Genomic DNA, 15,260 nt, shown 5'->3' on the forward strand with positions numbered 1-15,260 from the left:
GGAGAGCGTCTCTTTATATAAGTGCGCACTACCTGAGGTCCACCATTATTAGTACACGGATGTTTGTTCGGAACCGATGTCAGAGAACGAAGGGCAACTCACGGAGCCAGAGCACCTGAACCATCCGAGCGTCGACCAGTCGGATCGAGTCCTCCCACGAAATCTGCGGCAGTCCGGCGATCCGGGCATCGAGATGCTCGTCTCGACCCGAGTCAGGAAATCGCCGTTCTTCCACAAGTCGTTCGTCGAGAACGGCGCGTGGCGCGCGACAGTGTACAACAGACTCTACCACCCCCGGGGCATGCTGAAGCCGGAAGAGGGAGGGATGATGAAGGAGTACGACGCGCTCGTCAATCACGTGACCCTGTGGGACGTAGCCGTCGAGCGACAGATCTGCGTGAAGGGGCCCGACGCGGAGGACCTCGTCAACTACGTCATCACGCGCGACGCGACGAAGATCGAGCCGATGCACGGCAAGTACGCCATCCTCTGTAACGAGAAGGGTGGCATCCTGAACGACCCCGTGCTCCTCCGGCCCGAAGAGGACGAGTTCTGGTTCTCTATCTCCGACTCCACGCTGATGCAGTGGCTCGAGGGTGTCAACGTCGGCATGGACTTCGACGTCGAGATCGACGAGATCGACGTCGCGCCGATGCAGGTGCAGGGTCCGAAGTCGACCGACGTGATGGTCGAAATCGTCGGCGAGGAAGTCCTGGACATCCCGTACTACGGGCTGATGGAGGCCGAGATCAACGGCGTCTCCTGTCTGGTGAGCCAGACCGGCTTCTCGGGCGAGAAGGGCTTCGAGATCTACGTCCGCGACGCGTCGAAGTACGCCGAACACGTCTGGGACCCGGTCTACGAGAGTGTGAAAGAGCACGGTGGGATGCAGGTCGCGCCCGCTCACCACCGCCGCATCGCCGCCGGCATCCTCTCGTGGGGCCAGGACATGGACCACGAGACGTCGCCGTTCCAGGTCAACCTCGGCTACCAGGTCCCCGACGAGAAGGAGGCCGACTACATCGGCAAGGAGGCCCTCGAGGCACAGAAAGAACAGATCGAGAACGGCGACTACCCGTTCGTCCACAAGCTCGTCGGACTGAAGTTCGCGGGCGAACCCGTGCGCGACTACGCCCCGGACTTCTGGCTCATCTCCGACCCCGACACGGGCGAGGAGTGCGGCTACGTCACGTCGCCGTGGTACAACCCCGAACTCGAGACCAACCTCGCGCTCGGCTTCGTCCCGGCCGACAAACTCCAGGCCGACACCGACGCGCTGCTCGACGACGAGATCTACGACACCGAAGTGGGAACTGAGTTCCAGATCCACCTGCCGGACGAGTACGCCGAGGAGCCGGGTGAGCCGGTGTACGCGAAGGTGTCGAAGGTGCCGTTCAAACCCTCGGTGAACCCCAGCGCACGCGAACAGGCCAAACTGCACGCCAAGGAAGACGCCGAGGAGTAGTCCCGTCGGCTGCTCCCGATTCGTGAACCGGCGCGACGACGACCGCGGTCGCCGCATTTATAAACACCACAGGTGACCGGACGGTACTGTCTTCACCACGGAACCGCTACTGCGAACAAGGACCGGCGGCTGGGCGACCACGACCGCGGGAACAGGAACATCATGTCACTCACGTCACGTTCGAAGGCGACGACGGAAGGGGTACAGCGACTGCTCGGGAAGCCGAAGTTCGAGCTGATGCCGTTCGACAGTTTCGGCGGGCAGATGACACACCTGCCAGAGGGGGCGACGGTGACGATCACCGCGTCGCCGACGCTGGGCATCGCCCCGACGATCGACTGGACGGAGAAAGCGGCCGCAGAGGGGTTCGAGGTCGTCCCTCACCTCGCCGCCCGCTACGTCGAGAGCGAGGAGCACCTCGAGGAGATCGCACAGCGGATCACGGCGGCGGGGGTGACGCGGATCTTCGTCCCCGGCGGCGAGCGCGAGGAGCCGGCCGGCCCGTACGAGTCGGCGTACGACCTGCTCGTGGCGCTCGACGACCTCGGCTACGAGTTCGAGGAGGTCGGCATCACCGGCTACCCCGAGGGCCACCACTTCGTCGACGACGAGACGATGGCCGAGGCGATGGCGAAGAAGGAGCCGTACGCCACCTACATCGTCACCCAGATCTGCTACGACCCCGAGACCGTGGTCGAGTGGGTCGACGAGATCCGCGACCGGGGCGTCGAGTTACCCGTCGAGGTTGGCATCCCGGGCGTCATGAAGTACCAGCGTCTGCTGGGCATCTCGCAGAAGGTCGGCGTCGGCGACTCGATCGGTTTCCTCCGGAAGACTACCGGCGTCGTCGACTTCGTCCGACAGCTCGTCGGCTCGCGCGGGAAGTACACGCCCGACAAGCTCATCGACGGGCTCGCCCCCTACACCGACGACCCCCACTACCGGATCCAGGGCGTCCACATCTACACGTTCAACCAAGTGCCCGACACCGAGGCGTGGCGCCAGGAACGGCTCGGGGAGTGACCGCGTCGCGCCGACCGACGCGGACGACGGATTCGCCGTCGCCTCGCCCGGTCGTCGGGTCCCGCCCCCGTCGAACCTGTTCGTGGACTCTCTTCAGCCCCGCACCCGTTCGTCGGCTCTCTTCGTCGGCTCGTTCGACTCGGTGTCCGCCGCGTCCGTGACGTGCCCGTGACGGGTGTTCGATCCCGTGTTCCGAGGTCTCGATCTTCGCTCTCGACGTTCGACGGCACGGCCTCACGACGAGGGCGCGGGCCGGAACCGGATCGGTGGACGGGACCGAGCGGTTTACGGTAGACGTCGACGGGCGCACGAACGGTAGACGACGTAGAGGTCGTCGCCGTGTGTCGCGACACCGATGCCGGTGCGGAACGTCCCGGCGCGTTCGAGGAGGGCCGCGTCGTCCGCGGCCACGAGCGCCTCGAGCAGATCCGTGGCGATCGCGTCGGCGACCGCGGGATCGACCGGCTCGCTCGGGTCGGCGGCCCACCCGTGCGACGCGACCGACTGACGGATCAGGAGGTCGTCACACCGGTCGCTCCCCGTGAGATGCGGGCCGGTCGCCGGCGGTCCCGTCTCGTTGGTCCCTCCCGAGGAGCGGTTACTGGCGGCGACCGCGACGGCCGCCGACTGCGCGGAGCGTGTGATATCCCCCACCCGTCGGGGCGGATCGAGCCCCTGCGCTGTCCGCCACTCGGTGACATCCGTCCAGAGTGCGTCCCTGACCTGTCGCTCGCGCGCGTCGATCTCTTCGGCCGGGAGCAGCTCACCCCGCGAGTGCTGGACGCCGCCCCACATGGCAGTGAAGACGACGAGGAAGATCGCACCGATCGTGAGCACGTCCAGATCTGTCCCGTGAGATGGCACTGTGTCACAGTACGGTCGTTGGAAAAATACCCTTGTCGGCGCTCCGACCGTGGGTCAGGGCGCGGACGGGACGAGAGACCGGCCGAAACGAACCGAACACCGTCGTCTCGACGGCCGCCTTACGGCGCCTTCCGCTCGCGGTACACCGGCCGCAGGTCGGTGACGCCCTTGTTGTAGCCCAGCCACACGCTCAGAACCGACGCCGCGAACACGAGGTAGACGGGGAAGACGACGACCAGCACGAAGCCGACCAGCAGCAGGGTGAGCTGGCCAGCCCAGTAGAGGAAGCCCACGCAGGCGAGGGCGACGACCGCCGCAGCCACGATCCCCGTTCGGAACGCGCTCCGAGCGCTCGCGCCAGGGGTTACTCTCAAACGAGTCACGTTGTCCAACACTACGCGTCGCAGTCAAATAAACCTGTCACTGTTCCACCGCAGAGACCGTTGGTATCGTCCGACACAGCGTCTAAAATGGACGAATGTGATTAATTCCACGGTGCGTTCGACACGGGGAAGCGGTCGAGCCGAAGGACGCGGACGGCGTGTAGCCGACGGCAGGTCGAGTGGCGCGCACGCGGAGCAAGACACTTGACCGTCGCACGACAAGCGTTCACTGATGGCGTCCAGCCCTGGCGGGCTCAGTCTCCTCGCGATCGGCACGATATTCGTCGTCGTCTTCGCGGCGATGTACGGCGGGGTGCAGTACGCCCGGGGTGAGCTGATCGACCACGAACCGGCCTCGGCACTGGAGACGGAGCTCCGCGACGACCTCTGGGAGGAGATCAACGACGAGCGGGCCACCCGCGGCCTCGATCCCGCCCAGCGTGACTCGGCCACGAGAGCGGGCGCACAGGAGACGGCCAGCCGGCTCACCACGATGGCGTACTTCGGCGAACCGACGGCGGCCGGCATCCGCCCGGACGCGGACGAGCTGCTCCCGAACCGGATGGGGTTCTGTTACCAGACGCCGGTGAAGCTCACCGTCGAGCCGACGGCCGGTGACGAGAACGGGGCGGACGCCGACCGGGGCGGCGTCGCCGGGGTGCCGACCCGCGCCGTCGCCGAGCAGGTGGTCGAACTACTCGCGAGCGACGCCAGTACCGACGTGTTCAGCCGCTCGAACGACCAGAAACACGGACTCGGTGTCGCCGTCAGCGGCGACGTCGTCTACGTCGTCTACCGGACCTGTGCACTGGGATACTGAGCCTGCGACGAGACGGCTGAACGTACAAGTGGCTCGCCGCGCAATCGCCACCGTGTCGACGAGACGGCTACGCGGCGACCCGGTCGCCGCGACGCTCCGAGCCGAGGTCCGCGAACGGGTCGCGACGCTCGGCGAGCGCGGGCGCGTCCCCACGCTCGCCACGGTGTTGATGAGCGACGACCCGACCGACGAGCGGTTCGTGGAGCTGAAGCACGACGCCTGTGACGAGGTGGGGATCGAGACGCGGGACTGCCGATTCGCCCCCGACGCCCCGGCACAGGAGCTGTACGAGACCGTCGAGCGGCTCTCCACCGCGGTGGCCGTCGACGCCGTCTTCGTCCAGGTGCCACTCCCCGAACGGGTGTCGGTGCCCGAGGTGCGACGGCGGATCGTTCCCGAGAAGGACGTCGACTGTTTTCACCCCGAGAACGTCGGTCGCCTCGTCGCCGGCGACCCCCGGTTCGTCCCGGCGACTCCCGCCGCCGTCCAGCACCTGCTGGCGGCGTACGGGATCTCGACCGCGGGGCAGGACGTCGTGATCGTCGGGCGCTCGGACGCCATCGGGAAGCCGCTGGCGAACCTCCTCGTCGGGAAGGGTCCCGGCGGCGACGCGACGACGACCGTCTGTCACTCCTACACGCGAAACCTCGCGGCGAAGACCCGCCGGGCCGACGTCGTCGTGACGGCGTGTGGCGTGCCGGAACTCGTCGACGGCTCGATGCTCTCGCCGGGGGTCGTCGTCGTCGACGTGAGCGCGAATCGGCGGTCGAAGAGCGGCGACGGTGGTGGGTCCGGCGGCGAACTCGTCGGCGACGTCGACTTCGAGAGCGCGACGGAGAAGGCGAGCGCGATCACGCCGGTGCCCGGGGGGATCGGCCCGGTCACGCTCGCGGCACTCGTGGGGAACGTGGTTCGGGCGGCCGAGGGACGAGCCGGGAACGACGAGTGACGGATCGCACGCGCCAGCGCTGGTGCCGGTGCCGGTGAATCGCGAGAACGTGCTACGACGTCGGCCCGTTCGAGCAGTCGCGGACGAACGTCTCGATCATCTGCATACCCACGTCGGTCAGGATGCTCTCGGGGTGGAACTGGACGCCCTCGTGGGGACGGTCGCGGTGACGCACGCCCATGACGACCTCGCGCTCGTCGTCCGTGCTGGCGGTTTCGGTCAGGCTCTCGGGGAGGTCGTCGCGTTCGACCGCCAGCGAGTGGTACCGTCCGGCGGAGAACGTGTCGGGGAGCGCGTCGAAGATGCCGCGGCCGTCGTGTCTGACGATCGAAGGCTTGCCGTGGACGACGTCGGGCGCGTGGCCGACGGGAGCGCCGTTGGCCGCACAGAGCGCCTGGTGGCCGAGACAGACGCCCAGCGTGGGGTAGGAGAGGTCGCGGAAGATCGGGATCGAGACGCCCGCGTCCTCGGGCGTCCCGGGGCCCGGGGAGACGACGATGCCGTCGGGATCCAACTCCCGGATGCCGTCGACGTCGATGGCGTCGTTGCGCCGGACGATGACGTCGCCGCCGTCGGGCGCACCGACGGCCGCGCCGACGTACTGGACGAGGTTGTACGCGAACGAGTCGTAGTTGTCGACGACCAGTATCCGCGGACCGGCCGTCGCGGTCGTCGCGGAGGAAGACGCCATCAGTCGGCCACCCCCGGGTCCTCGACGGCGAAGTCCGTTCGTTCACCGAGCGCCTCGTCCAGCGCCGTGACGAGCGCGCGCCCCTTGTCGAGCGTCTCGGCGTACTCGCGTTCGGGGACGGAGTCGTGGACGATGCCCGCACCCACTCTGAGGAAGTACTCGGCGCGGTGGCGCACGAGCGTCCGGATGACGATGTTGAGCGTGGCGCGGCCGTCGAAGCCGAAGACGCCGATCGACCCCGTGTAGGGGCCCCGCCGGGTGGCCTCCATCTCGTCGATGATCTCCATCGTCCGGGGTTTGGGCGCGCCCGTGATGGTGCCGCCGGGGAAGACCGCGGCGACGGCGTCGGCGAGGCCGAACTCGGGGCGAAGCTGGCCCTCGACGAGCGAGACGAGGTGCATCACCTCGGAGTAGCGGTCGACGCGGCGGTACTCCGAGACGTCGACCGTCCCGTACTGGCTCACCTTCCCGAGGTCGTTCCGCTCGAGGTCGACGAGCATGGCGTGTTCGGCACGTTCCTTCTCGTCGCTCAGGAGTTCGTCTTCGAGTTCGCGGTCCTCTTCGGGGGTGGCACCGCGCGGTCGGGTGCCCGCGATGGGTTCTGTGAGGAGGCGGTCGCTCCCCTCGTCGACATCGAGGAGGAGTTCGGGGGAGGCGCTCACCAGGTCGACGCCGGGGAACTCCACCAGCGCCGAGTACGGGGCGGGGTTCACCCGCCGGAGGGCGGCGAACGCCTCGACCGGGTGGACGGCCGCGGGCGCGCGCAAGCGCTGTGAGATGTTCGCCTGGAACGTGTCGCCGTCACGGATGTACTCCTTCACGCGACGGACCCGTTCGGCGAACTCTGCGGAGGAACAGTCGCTCTCGAAGGTGGCGTCGTCCGTCCGGACGGGTGGCGCGCCGACCGCGGGGTCCCCGGTCGTCGCGGCCGCAGCGAGCGCGAGTGCGCGTTCTCTCCCGCGTTCGTACGCCGCGGCGGGGTCGTCGCCGACGCGAGGACAGGCGGTCACGCGGAGCGTGGTGTCGCCGTCACGGGGTTCTTCCCACGCCGCCACGCGGTCGAAGACGCCCAGTTGCAGCCGCGGGAGGCCACGGTCGTCGACGGTGGTCTCGGGGAGGCGTTCGAGTTCCCGCGCCACGTCGTACGAGAGCCATCCGAACGCGCCACACGGGTAGGGGACGTCACAGTCGCCACGGACGAGCCGTTCCCCCTCGAGGAGCCCCGCGAGTTCCGCGAGCGACGGCGAGGGGTCGACGTCGTCGACCGGGTGGAGCGTCGGACCGACCTGGAGCCGACTGATCGGGTCGACCGCGAAGTAGCCCCAGCCGGACTGCCCGCCGGTCGTCTCCAGGTAGACGCCGTCGGAGCCGTGACGGCGTCCGTGTCCTGTCCCCGCCGCGTCGGTGGCGGGGTCGTGGCTGTCGTCGCCGCGGGCGCGCCGGTAGGCGAGGAACGGGTCGTCGACCGTGACCCGGACCTCGACCGGCACGCGCGCCGCGGGCTCGACACGGCGAGCGGTGTCGAGGAAGTTCGATTCGGTCGTGACGACGCGTGGTGAGTCCATCTGTGTGGCTCCTTCGGAGACCAGCGAGTCCGCTGTCTCGTTGTCCGGGTTTGTGTCGAGGACGATTAAAGCGTTTCGTGGACGATCGCCCGCGACATCGCGCGACTGCGACGGGGTTCCGTCGGCCACCGAATCGGCGGACGTATATAAATACAGCCATCATTACACACACAGGTTGATGCCGATGTTGAACCGATACGTCCACGATCACGGGCCATGACAGTCGGTAGCGCGCTCCGGGAGTTGGGACGGTTCCTCGAGGAGTTCGAGCAGCGGGCGGCGGTGACCACCGTCGACCTCGTCGACGCGGCCGACTCGAGTGGCGTGGACGGACTGACCGTCGAGGTCGAACTGACGGTCGCGACGTCGTCGGACGGGCCGGGCAGCAGGGCGGAGCTGCTGTCGCTCGTCTCGACGACCGTCGGCGACGACGGGCGGCTCCGCCTCGGGTTCGAGACGGCCGAACCGCTCGTCCCGACGACGGACCACGACGTCACGGTGGAGCCCGCGGGGGCGACGGTCGGCGACGAGACGATGGTCGTACGGCTCGCCGTCTCGGTCCCGACGAGCGACGACCCCACGAGCGAAGGGACCGGCGACCGGGGCGAGCGAACGTCCGGAAACGCGACGGAGGAGAGCGGCGCGGCTGCCGACGGCGAGAGCGGGTCGCCCAGCGCCGATCGTGGCCCCGACCCCCACTCCGACTCCGACTCGGGGTCCGACACCGACACTGACCCCGAGTCCAACTCCGAAGCCGAGCGCACGGTCCCGCCGTTCAGAGACCCCGACCTCCTCGCGTCGGTGTACGAGTCGTGCGAGACGTTCGCCGAGATGGCCGACCGCATCGACATGGACGTGACCGCGGAGACGGTCAGGCGGTACATGATCGACTACGACATCCACCAGCCGAACACCTACGCCACCGCTTCGACCCGCGCCGACGAGACGGCGACGTCGGACGCCGAGGGCGAGACGGCGACGCCGGAGACGGCAGAGGAAGTGCAACGGGAAGCGGAGACGGCGGGGTGGACGGAGCCAACAGAGCGAACGGGGTCGAGAGAGCAGTCGAAGGCGGCGGAGCGGGCGAAGTCGACGACGAGGGACGAGGCGGACGCGGACGAGTCGGAGACACCGGTCGTGCTCGCGGACGGGATCGGGCTCCCGAACGACGTCGCCGTCGAGACGCTCGTCGAGGCCGTCAAACGGTCGAACACAATCTACGACGTCGAGCGTCACGTCGGCGTCGACCGGGAGGAGGCAGTGACGTTGCTCCGCGAACTCGGCCTGCTCGACCTCGTCGTCGGCCGTCTCGCCACGGAGGCACAGCGAGACATCAGCCGCGAGGTGGTCGTCGACCGTCTCCGCGAGGCATCGGCCACGCGGTCGTAGCGAAGGGGACGCGATCGGCAGTGGCCCGGACGCGACGCGAGAGAGACCACGGACGACGTGTGCGACGCCTCTCGCGTCGATCGGAGCCGGAATCGGAATCGGAATCCGGATCGCGAGCGGCAGAGCGGCAGGTCAGCGGTGTGGCGGTCGCGTCGTGTCGCGTTCGGCGACCGTCGCGAGGAGGTCGGCGAGTGCCGTCGCCGCGAGATCGAGCAGCTCCTCGCCCCACTCTTTCGTGGCCGCCGTCGGATCGCCGACGGTGCCGTTGTCGGTGAACTCCGCGGAGTCGAACGCGAGGTTGACGCGCCCGGACCACTCGCCCCAGCCGTCGCTGCCGCCGTCGCGGGCCGCCTCCAGGCGCTCGGGATCGAGGAGGTCGGGGTGGGTCGCGAGGAGGAGCGACGTCTCCAGCGGGCCACCGTGGCCCATCTCCGAGGTGTGTTCGCCGACCGCGTCGAACCAGGTGAACGGGACGGCGTAGGCGTCGTCGTGCCGCGTGATCGTCCCCGAGACCTCGCGGAGCGCGTCGACGTTGCCGCCGTGACCGTTCACGAGCACGACCCGGTCGAAGCCGTGGTGGGCCAGGCTGTTCACCACGTCGCGGACGTACGCGCGGAAGGTCTCCTCCGATACCCAGAGCGTGCCGGTGAACTGTCGGTGTTCCTCGGCGACGCCGACGGGTACCGCAGGGGCGACGACGACCGGGCGGTCACACCGCTCGACGCCCGCCTCGCTCACGGCGCGGGCGGTGAGCGTGTCGGTCCCCAGCGGTCCGTGCGGGCCGTGCTGTTCGGTGCTCCCCACGGGAACCACGGCGAGGTCGGTGTCCGCGGCGTCGACGTCCGTCCAGGAGAGATCTGCCAGTCGCATACACGTCGTTCGAGACGGGACGAGTATAGGTGGTGGGGAACCGGTCACGGGTGTACAGGTGGTGGGGACCCGGTCCCGAGTGTGATCCCGGCTCGTGTCTCCCCTCGCCGGGCGTCGGTCGCCGTGTCGGCGGATCAGAGCCGGTTGCGACCAGTCACCGAACCCTTAAACTCGTGCCGCGCCGCGATAGGGTATGGACTCGCTCGCGAACGAACGGACCGGCGGATCGGCTGATCGACACGCCCCCCGTCGTCGACCGACATGACGCTGATCGCCGTCGTCGAGATCGAACACCAGGACCTCGCGCTGGGCCAGACGATCAGGAACGTCCCCGAGGCGTCCATCCAGGTCGTCCCGCACAGCGGCACCGACCCCGACACGGGGATGTTCTTCTTCATGGTCGAACACGAAGACGACGACTTCGACACGGTCGAAGCGCAGTTCGACCACGACCCGACCGTCGAGGAGTGGACGCGGATCGCGGACGACGAGCGGACCCGGATCTACCGGCTCCAGCACACCCCAGGAACGAAGCTGTTGACGCCGGAAGCCACCAAGGTCGGCGGGTTCACTCTCGAGGCCAAGAGCACGAGCCACGGCTGGCGGACCCGACTCCAGTTGCCCGATCGTGAGGCGATCTCGCGGCTGTGGGACTACTGCCGGGAGGAGGGGATCTCCTTCGAGCTGGTACAGATGTACCAGCAGGAGGGGATCTCTCTCGACGGCAAACCCCTGACCGAGCCACAGCGCACGACGCTGTTGGCGGCGTACGAGCGGGGCTACTTCGACGAACCGCGCGGAACCTCACACAAGGAGATCGCCGAACTCCTCGGTATCTCCCCGACGGCGGTCGGCGGGCGCATCAGGCGTGGGACCGCCCGACTCATCGAGATGGTACTCACGGACGACATCGAAGAGCAGTGAGCGACGGCCAGTCGGCGTCGGCGGGGCTCCGGCCGAGGTCGAGCCGGATCAGTCGTCGGCCCCGTGGTCGTCGACGAGGGCTGCGAGTCCCTCGCGGAGCGAGACGGTCGGCTCGTACCCGAGACGATCGCGCGCCCGAGAGACGTCCGCACAGCTCTCGTCGATGTCACCCGGCCGTGGCTCCGTGTGGACGATGTCGGAGTCCGACCCGGTCACGTCACGGATCAGTTCGGCCAGTTCGCGGATGGTGATCGACTCGCCGCGGCCGACGTTGTACGCCTCGCCGACCGCGTCGGTCGTCGCCGCGCGGAGGTTGGCCTGGACGACGTCGTCGACGTGGACGAAGTCGCGGGTCTGTGTCCCGTCGCCGTCGACCGTGATGTCGACGCCGCGGGTCGCCTGGTCGACGAAGACGGCGATGACGCCCGCGTAGGGGCCGCCGACGTTCCGCGGACCGAACACGTTGAAGTAGCGGAGCGGGACCGTCTCGACCCCGTAGAGGTCGTGGTACTGGACGGCGTACCGGTCGAGGGTCAGTTTCTGCAGGCCGTACGGGGAGGTCGGCCCCACGGGATCGGTCTCGGCGATCGGCACCCGCTCGGGATGGCCATAGATCGCGGCGCTGGAGGCCAGCACGACCCGCGCGCCCTCCCGGCGGGCGGCTTCGAGCACCGCGAGGCCGCCGGTCGCGTTGACGTCGTGCGAGCGGACGGGGTCCTCGACGGATGCGGTGACGCTGACGACGGCCGCCTCGTGGAAGACGACGTCGACGCCCTCCATCGCCGCTGCGAGGGTCTCGTCGTCGCGGACGTCGCCCTCGATCAGTTCGGCGTCGTCGGGGAGGTGGTCCCGCGACCCCGACGAGAGGTCGTCGAGGACCCGAACCGCGTTCGAGTCGACGAGCGTGTCGGCGATGTGACTCCCGATGAAGCCGGCACCGCCCGTCACGAGACAGTGCGAACCCGAGAGTGTCTCCATGGCTGCCCGGTGGCCACCGTCGCTGAAAAAGGTAGAGGACGACTGTCGGCGGAGACGGTGGCCGGAGCCTCAGCCGTCCGCGCCGGGGAGGTCGGAGACGTCGCCCGAACGGAGGATGTACTCGACCGCGATGCCCGTCAGCGTCGAGTCGGCGGCCTCCGCGTACGCCCGCGCGGGATCGAAGTACGCCTCGGCCACCTCGACGATCGACTCGAACGCCGCCCGTTCGGAGTCGGCGAGCAGGTACTCGGCCGTGACGGGAGTGAGCTGCCCGTCGGCGACGTCGTCGTGGTAGTCGTCGACGTCGTCGAGCCACACCTGTGCGCCGATGATCGCGAAGACGATCGACCGCTCGAACGCCGGTTCGATCTCGAAGCCCGCTCCGCGGTACATCTCGAGCATGCCGTGGTAGATGACGCCGACCCGGTCGTACTGGGTGGTGAGGTAGGGGAGGTCGAGTTCGTCGTCGGTGAACGGGTGGCCGTCGTCGGCCATCTGGCGATACTTGTACTCGCCCTCGATGGCGTCGCGGGCCGCTTCGGGCGAGCGGTCGGCCACGTCGCTCTCGGCGGCGTCCGTCTCGTCGGCTACCGGCGCGTCGTCGGCAGCCGCCGCCATCAGCCCGCGGAAGCGGTCGTCCTCCGCTTGGTGGGCTTCGCTCACCTCGACCGCGTGGTCGTACGCCGCCCGAACGGCGTCGGGATGGTCGTCGAAGCCGGCCTCGACCCGTGACTGGAGACGCGACTGCGCCACCCGTGCGACGCGGCGCGGGGCCAGTTCCGTCGACGTGGCGCGTGCGTCGGCGTCGACGTCGACGACGAAGTCCTCGAACTCGTCGTCGTTGATCGCGTCGCGCATGTCGCCGTCGAGGAGCGCCCAGACGACGAACGCCGTCATCTCGCGCGCCCGGCTCGCCTCGGCCGCCAGCTCGCGGTTCGCGCGCTGTCGGTGAGCCGTCTCGTCGCGCCGACCCCCGACCCCCGGGAACGTGCCGAGGACGCCGTCGCGCCCCGCGAGTTCGTCGGCGACCGGGTCGTAGCCACCCGTCGCCCGGGAGCGGTACCGGCGGAAGAGGTAGCCGAGCGTGAGTTCGGCCGGGAGCGTCAGCTTCGTCTCGTACGCGAAGCTGACGGCGTCGGCGGGGAGGTCGAACTCCCGTGCGAGTTCGGTCTCGACGGCCTCGTACAGCTCCGCGAGCACCTCGTCCATCACGTCGTCGACCTGTGACTTGAGCGCGAGCGCGCGGTAGTCGAACGTGCCCGTCTCGGCGTAGTAGCCCAGGACCGCGCGCTGGGCGTCCGGGAGCCACCGCCGGTCGGCGGCCCACCGTGCGAGACGCGAGACGACGCCGACGTCTGTCATCGCTCGCCCCCCGGTCGGACGCGACGGAACCCGGCTGGTGTCATACGAGCGGTTCCCCGCGGGACCGGCTTGAAAGTTGCCATGGCCACCGAGCCGTCACCGGATCGTCGGCCGTCCACGCGCCGCCACCACTCCGCGTCGATCTCGAGGCCGACGCCCGACACCGAGTGCGTTTTGACGCGTCACCGCGGACGTCCTCGTGTGAACACGCGTGACAGCGAGCGACAGGACGCGGCGTGAGCGGCTCGGGGTGGGGGTGGGACGCCTCGCGGCGCTGGGACGCGTCGTCGGGCGCGCCCTCCCCGTCGACACCAACCCGGTCCCACGGGCGTGGACACACCTCACGAAGATCGATCCGGAGGACGAGAAACGGCTGCCGCTGCTGTATCCGGCGTACCTCCGGCATACGGACGCAGTCGCCGTCGGCGGCTCGTCGGCGGTCACGCAGGCGAACACGGAGGCGACGTTCGCGCTGCTGTCGGTCGTCGACCGGCCGACCTTCCACGAGCCGAGCGACCCGGCGCACGTCACCGACCGGACGCGGGAAGTAGCCGCGTTCATCGCCGTGCCGCAGGTGCTCAACGGGAGCACGGACGCCATCGTGGGTGAGCTCGGCGCGGGCATCCAGCGCGTCCGCGACGAACTCGCCCCGGCGATGGTCGACTCGCGGCTCCCACGGTGGACGCCCGCCGTCGTCCGCGACGCGCTCGCCGACGCCGCGACCTCGTGGCTCCTCGAGACCGCCGTGTTCGAGGCGTACCTCGTCCAGAACCCCGACAGCGCCGCGGCGCGCGAGGCCGGCGTCACCGCCGAAGACGTACTCTCGCCCGCGGAGGCGGCGCGACGAGCGACCGTCGCCGACCGCTACCTGTCGAGTCCCGTGATCTACGTCGAGTACTCGGGGCGGTTCGGCGGACGAGACGCCGAACGGCTCCTCCGTGCGGTCCGACCGGCCGTCTCGCGCTCGCGGGTGTGGTACGGCGGGGGTCTGACGTCGCGGACGGACGTCGAGCGGGTGTTCGACGCCGGTGCGGACGCCGTCGTCGTCGGCGACGTCTTCCACGAGATCGCCCGCGAGGAGGCGTCGCTCTTCGCGCGTGCTCGGCCCGTCTTCAGCGGAACCGCGTCCAGAGAACGCGTCGACGAGTGGGTCGAAGCGGAGGTCCGGGTCGCGGAGACGGCCGCCGCGTCGTACCTCTCGACGATCCCCGACGTCGGCGATCCGACGGCGACGGCACGCCGCGTGCTCGTCGACACGCTGACCGTCTGGCTCCACCTCCGGTCGAGTACCGACGCGTCCGCCGAACGAGCGGCGACCGCCGCAGTCGACTGCGCGTGCACCGCCGGGGTGCGGTTCGCGAGGGGACACGACGAGGTGGGCGACGGCGCGGAGCGTCGCTGGGGACGGGCGGCGGTCGGAGCGGTCAGAGGGGAGCCGTGGGCGAACCCACTCGCCGCCCACCTGAGCCCTGCGACGCCCGCGGCTGCCGGGGAGGGACGGAGTGACCCCGGCGGCGACACCGCAGGCGTCGGGGACGACCGAGGCGGCCAACGAGAAGACGGCATCGGTCAGTGAGACGGGTACGTAGCCGCGACGACGACCCGGCGAGGCTCACCACGACCCGATCGGTACGGGGCCCATAACCAAGAGTCACCAGCCCCACGTACGGACGGAGTAAACGAGCACTATGAACACGCCCACCTGCAGCCGCTGTGGCTGCCCACTGACCCGCGAGCACACCGGGATGCTGTCGATGTCGGTGACGACACTCTGTGCAGACTGCGACCGGAGCGCCTGAAGCGAGGATCGAACACGGTTTTACGACCACGCACCGCCCGGGAGCCACGCCGCCGGTGCGACCGTCACGGCATCGGAGCTACGATCCGTACGACGAGCCGTCGACAGCGAGTCCTAAATCACTGATTAACCGCTAGACTGCACCGACCGAGCGGCGTCGTCACGCCGCGGGATTAGGC

The 15,260-nt window shown here is 69.2% G+C and carries 14 protein-coding genes; 7 read left to right on the forward strand and 7 right to left on the reverse strand.

Features of this window, described 5'->3' with window-relative positions; genetic code table 11:
- The first annotated feature begins 76 nt into the window (after positions 1-76).
- Complete coding sequence (locus FZP69_RS15955) at positions 77-1,465, forward strand: aminomethyl transferase family protein (RefSeq protein ID WP_152042374.1); 1,389 nt, start codon at positions 77-79, stop codon at positions 1,463-1,465.
- Positions 1,466-1,627: 162 nt separating this feature from the next.
- A complete protein-coding gene (locus tag FZP69_RS15960; RefSeq protein ID WP_152042375.1) occupies positions 1,628-2,488 on the forward strand; it encodes a methylenetetrahydrofolate reductase in 861 nt (286 codons plus the stop codon).
- A 285-nt stretch (positions 2,489-2,773) separates the two neighbouring features.
- On the opposite strand, the gene FZP69_RS15965 is transcribed toward FZP69_RS15960, so the two are convergent.
- Both FZP69_RS15965 and FZP69_RS15970 read right to left on the reverse strand, forming a co-directional pair.
- Positions 2,774-3,352, reverse strand: a complete 579-nt coding sequence (locus FZP69_RS15965) for a hypothetical protein (protein WP_152042376.1) — start codon at positions 3,350-3,352, stop codon at positions 2,774-2,776.
- Between the two features lie 119 nt (positions 3,353-3,471).
- Entirely contained in the window at positions 3,472-3,735 is a 264-nt protein-coding gene (locus tag FZP69_RS15970; protein WP_152042377.1) for a hypothetical protein, read from the reverse strand.
- A 232-nt stretch (positions 3,736-3,967) separates the two neighbouring features.
- Here FZP69_RS15970 and FZP69_RS15975 point away from each other — a divergent pair, with 232 nt between their 5' ends.
- Both FZP69_RS15975 and FZP69_RS15980 read left to right on the forward strand, forming a co-directional pair.
- Positions 3,968-4,555: a hypothetical protein gene (locus FZP69_RS15975; protein WP_152042378.1), complete on the forward strand. Its 588-nt coding sequence runs from the start codon at positions 3,968-3,970 to the stop codon at positions 4,553-4,555.
- 52 nt (positions 4,556-4,607) lie between these two features.
- The gene (locus FZP69_RS15980; RefSeq protein ID WP_152042379.1) at positions 4,608-5,504 is read left to right on the forward strand and encodes a bifunctional 5,10-methylenetetrahydrofolate dehydrogenase/5,10-methenyltetrahydrofolate cyclohydrolase; all 897 of its coding nucleotides are present in this window, start codon (positions 4,608-4,610) and stop codon (positions 5,502-5,504) included.
- 52 nt (positions 5,505-5,556) lie between these two features.
- Here FZP69_RS15980 and FZP69_RS15985 read toward each other — a convergent pair whose 3' ends face one another.
- Complete coding sequence (locus tag FZP69_RS15985) at positions 5,557-6,195, reverse strand: anthranilate synthase component II (RefSeq protein ID WP_152042380.1); 639 nt, start codon at positions 6,193-6,195, stop codon at positions 5,557-5,559.
- Positions 6,195-7,760, reverse strand: a complete 1,566-nt coding sequence (gene pabB / locus FZP69_RS15990; protein ID WP_152042381.1) for an aminodeoxychorismate synthase, component I — start codon at positions 7,758-7,760, stop codon at positions 6,195-6,197. Before pabB ends, FZP69_RS15985 begins: the two co-directional genes overlap by 1 nt.
- Before the next feature lie 216 nt (positions 7,761-7,976).
- On the opposite strand from pabB, the gene FZP69_RS22680 reads away from it, so the two are divergent.
- Positions 7,977-9,149, forward strand: coding sequence for a hypothetical protein (locus FZP69_RS22680; protein WP_192918612.1), 1,173 nt, complete (start codon positions 7,977-7,979; stop codon positions 9,147-9,149).
- A 132-nt stretch (positions 9,150-9,281) separates the two neighbouring features.
- Here FZP69_RS22680 and FZP69_RS16005 read toward each other — a convergent pair whose 3' ends face one another.
- Complete coding sequence (locus FZP69_RS16005; RefSeq protein WP_152042384.1) at positions 9,282-10,019, reverse strand: creatininase family protein; 738 nt, start codon at positions 10,017-10,019, stop codon at positions 9,282-9,284.
- A gap of 261 nt (positions 10,020-10,280) precedes the next feature.
- Here FZP69_RS16005 and FZP69_RS16010 point away from each other — a divergent pair, with 261 nt between their 5' ends.
- On the forward strand, positions 10,281-10,943 hold the full coding sequence (locus tag FZP69_RS16010) for a helix-turn-helix domain-containing protein (RefSeq protein ID WP_152042385.1): 663 nt from the start codon (positions 10,281-10,283) through the stop codon (positions 10,941-10,943).
- Positions 10,944-10,991: 48 nt separating this feature from the next.
- Here FZP69_RS16010 and FZP69_RS16015 read toward each other — a convergent pair whose 3' ends face one another.
- Together FZP69_RS16015 and FZP69_RS16020 are read right to left on the reverse strand one after the other, a co-directional pair.
- Positions 10,992-11,921: an NAD-dependent epimerase/dehydratase family protein gene (locus FZP69_RS16015; protein ID WP_152042386.1), complete on the reverse strand. Its 930-nt coding sequence runs from the start codon at positions 11,919-11,921 to the stop codon at positions 10,992-10,994.
- 69 nt (positions 11,922-11,990) lie between these two features.
- Positions 11,991-13,283, reverse strand: coding sequence for a hypothetical protein (locus FZP69_RS16020; protein WP_152042387.1), 1,293 nt, complete (start codon positions 13,281-13,283; stop codon positions 11,991-11,993).
- A 211-nt stretch (positions 13,284-13,494) separates the two neighbouring features.
- Here FZP69_RS16020 and FZP69_RS16025 point away from each other — a divergent pair, with 211 nt between their 5' ends.
- The gene (locus FZP69_RS16025) at positions 13,495-14,859 is read left to right on the forward strand and encodes a geranylgeranylglyceryl/heptaprenylglyceryl phosphate synthase (RefSeq protein WP_152042388.1); all 1,365 of its coding nucleotides are present in this window, start codon (positions 13,495-13,497) and stop codon (positions 14,857-14,859) included.
- The last annotated feature ends 401 nt before the right edge of the window (positions 14,860-15,260 follow it).

Origin of the sequence: Salinigranum salinum (assembly GCF_009176545.1) — an archaeon.
GTDB lineage: Archaea > Halobacteriota > Halobacteria > Halobacteriales > Haloferacaceae > Salinigranum > Salinigranum salinum.

Coding starts and splice junctions, on each gene's coding strand:
- FZP69_RS15955 (WP_152042374.1), top strand. CDS start 77: ATGTCAGAGAACGAAGGGCAACTCACGGAGCCAGAGCACCTGAACCAT.
- FZP69_RS15960 (WP_152042375.1), top strand. CDS start 1,628: ATGTCACTCACGTCACGTTCGAAGGCGACGACGGAAGGGGTACAGCGA.
- FZP69_RS15975 (WP_152042378.1), top strand. CDS start 3,968: ATGGCGTCCAGCCCTGGCGGGCTCAGTCTCCTCGCGATCGGCACGATA.
- FZP69_RS15985 (WP_152042380.1), bottom strand. CDS start 6,195: ATGGCGTCTTCCTCCGCGACGACCGCGACGGCCGGTCCGCGGATACTG.
- pabB (WP_152042381.1), bottom strand. CDS start 7,760: ATGGACTCACCACGCGTCGTCACGACCGAATCGAACTTCCTCGACACC.
- FZP69_RS22680 (WP_192918612.1), top strand. CDS start 7,977: ATGACAGTCGGTAGCGCGCTCCGGGAGTTGGGACGGTTCCTCGAGGAG.
- FZP69_RS16005 (WP_152042384.1), bottom strand. CDS start 10,019: ATGCGACTGGCAGATCTCTCCTGGACGGACGTCGACGCCGCGGACACC.
- FZP69_RS16010 (WP_152042385.1), top strand. CDS start 10,281: ATGACGCTGATCGCCGTCGTCGAGATCGAACACCAGGACCTCGCGCTG.
- FZP69_RS16015 (WP_152042386.1), bottom strand. CDS start 11,921: ATGGAGACACTCTCGGGTTCGCACTGTCTCGTGACGGGCGGTGCCGGC.
- FZP69_RS16020 (WP_152042387.1), bottom strand. CDS start 13,283: ATGACAGACGTCGGCGTCGTCTCGCGTCTCGCACGGTGGGCCGCCGAC.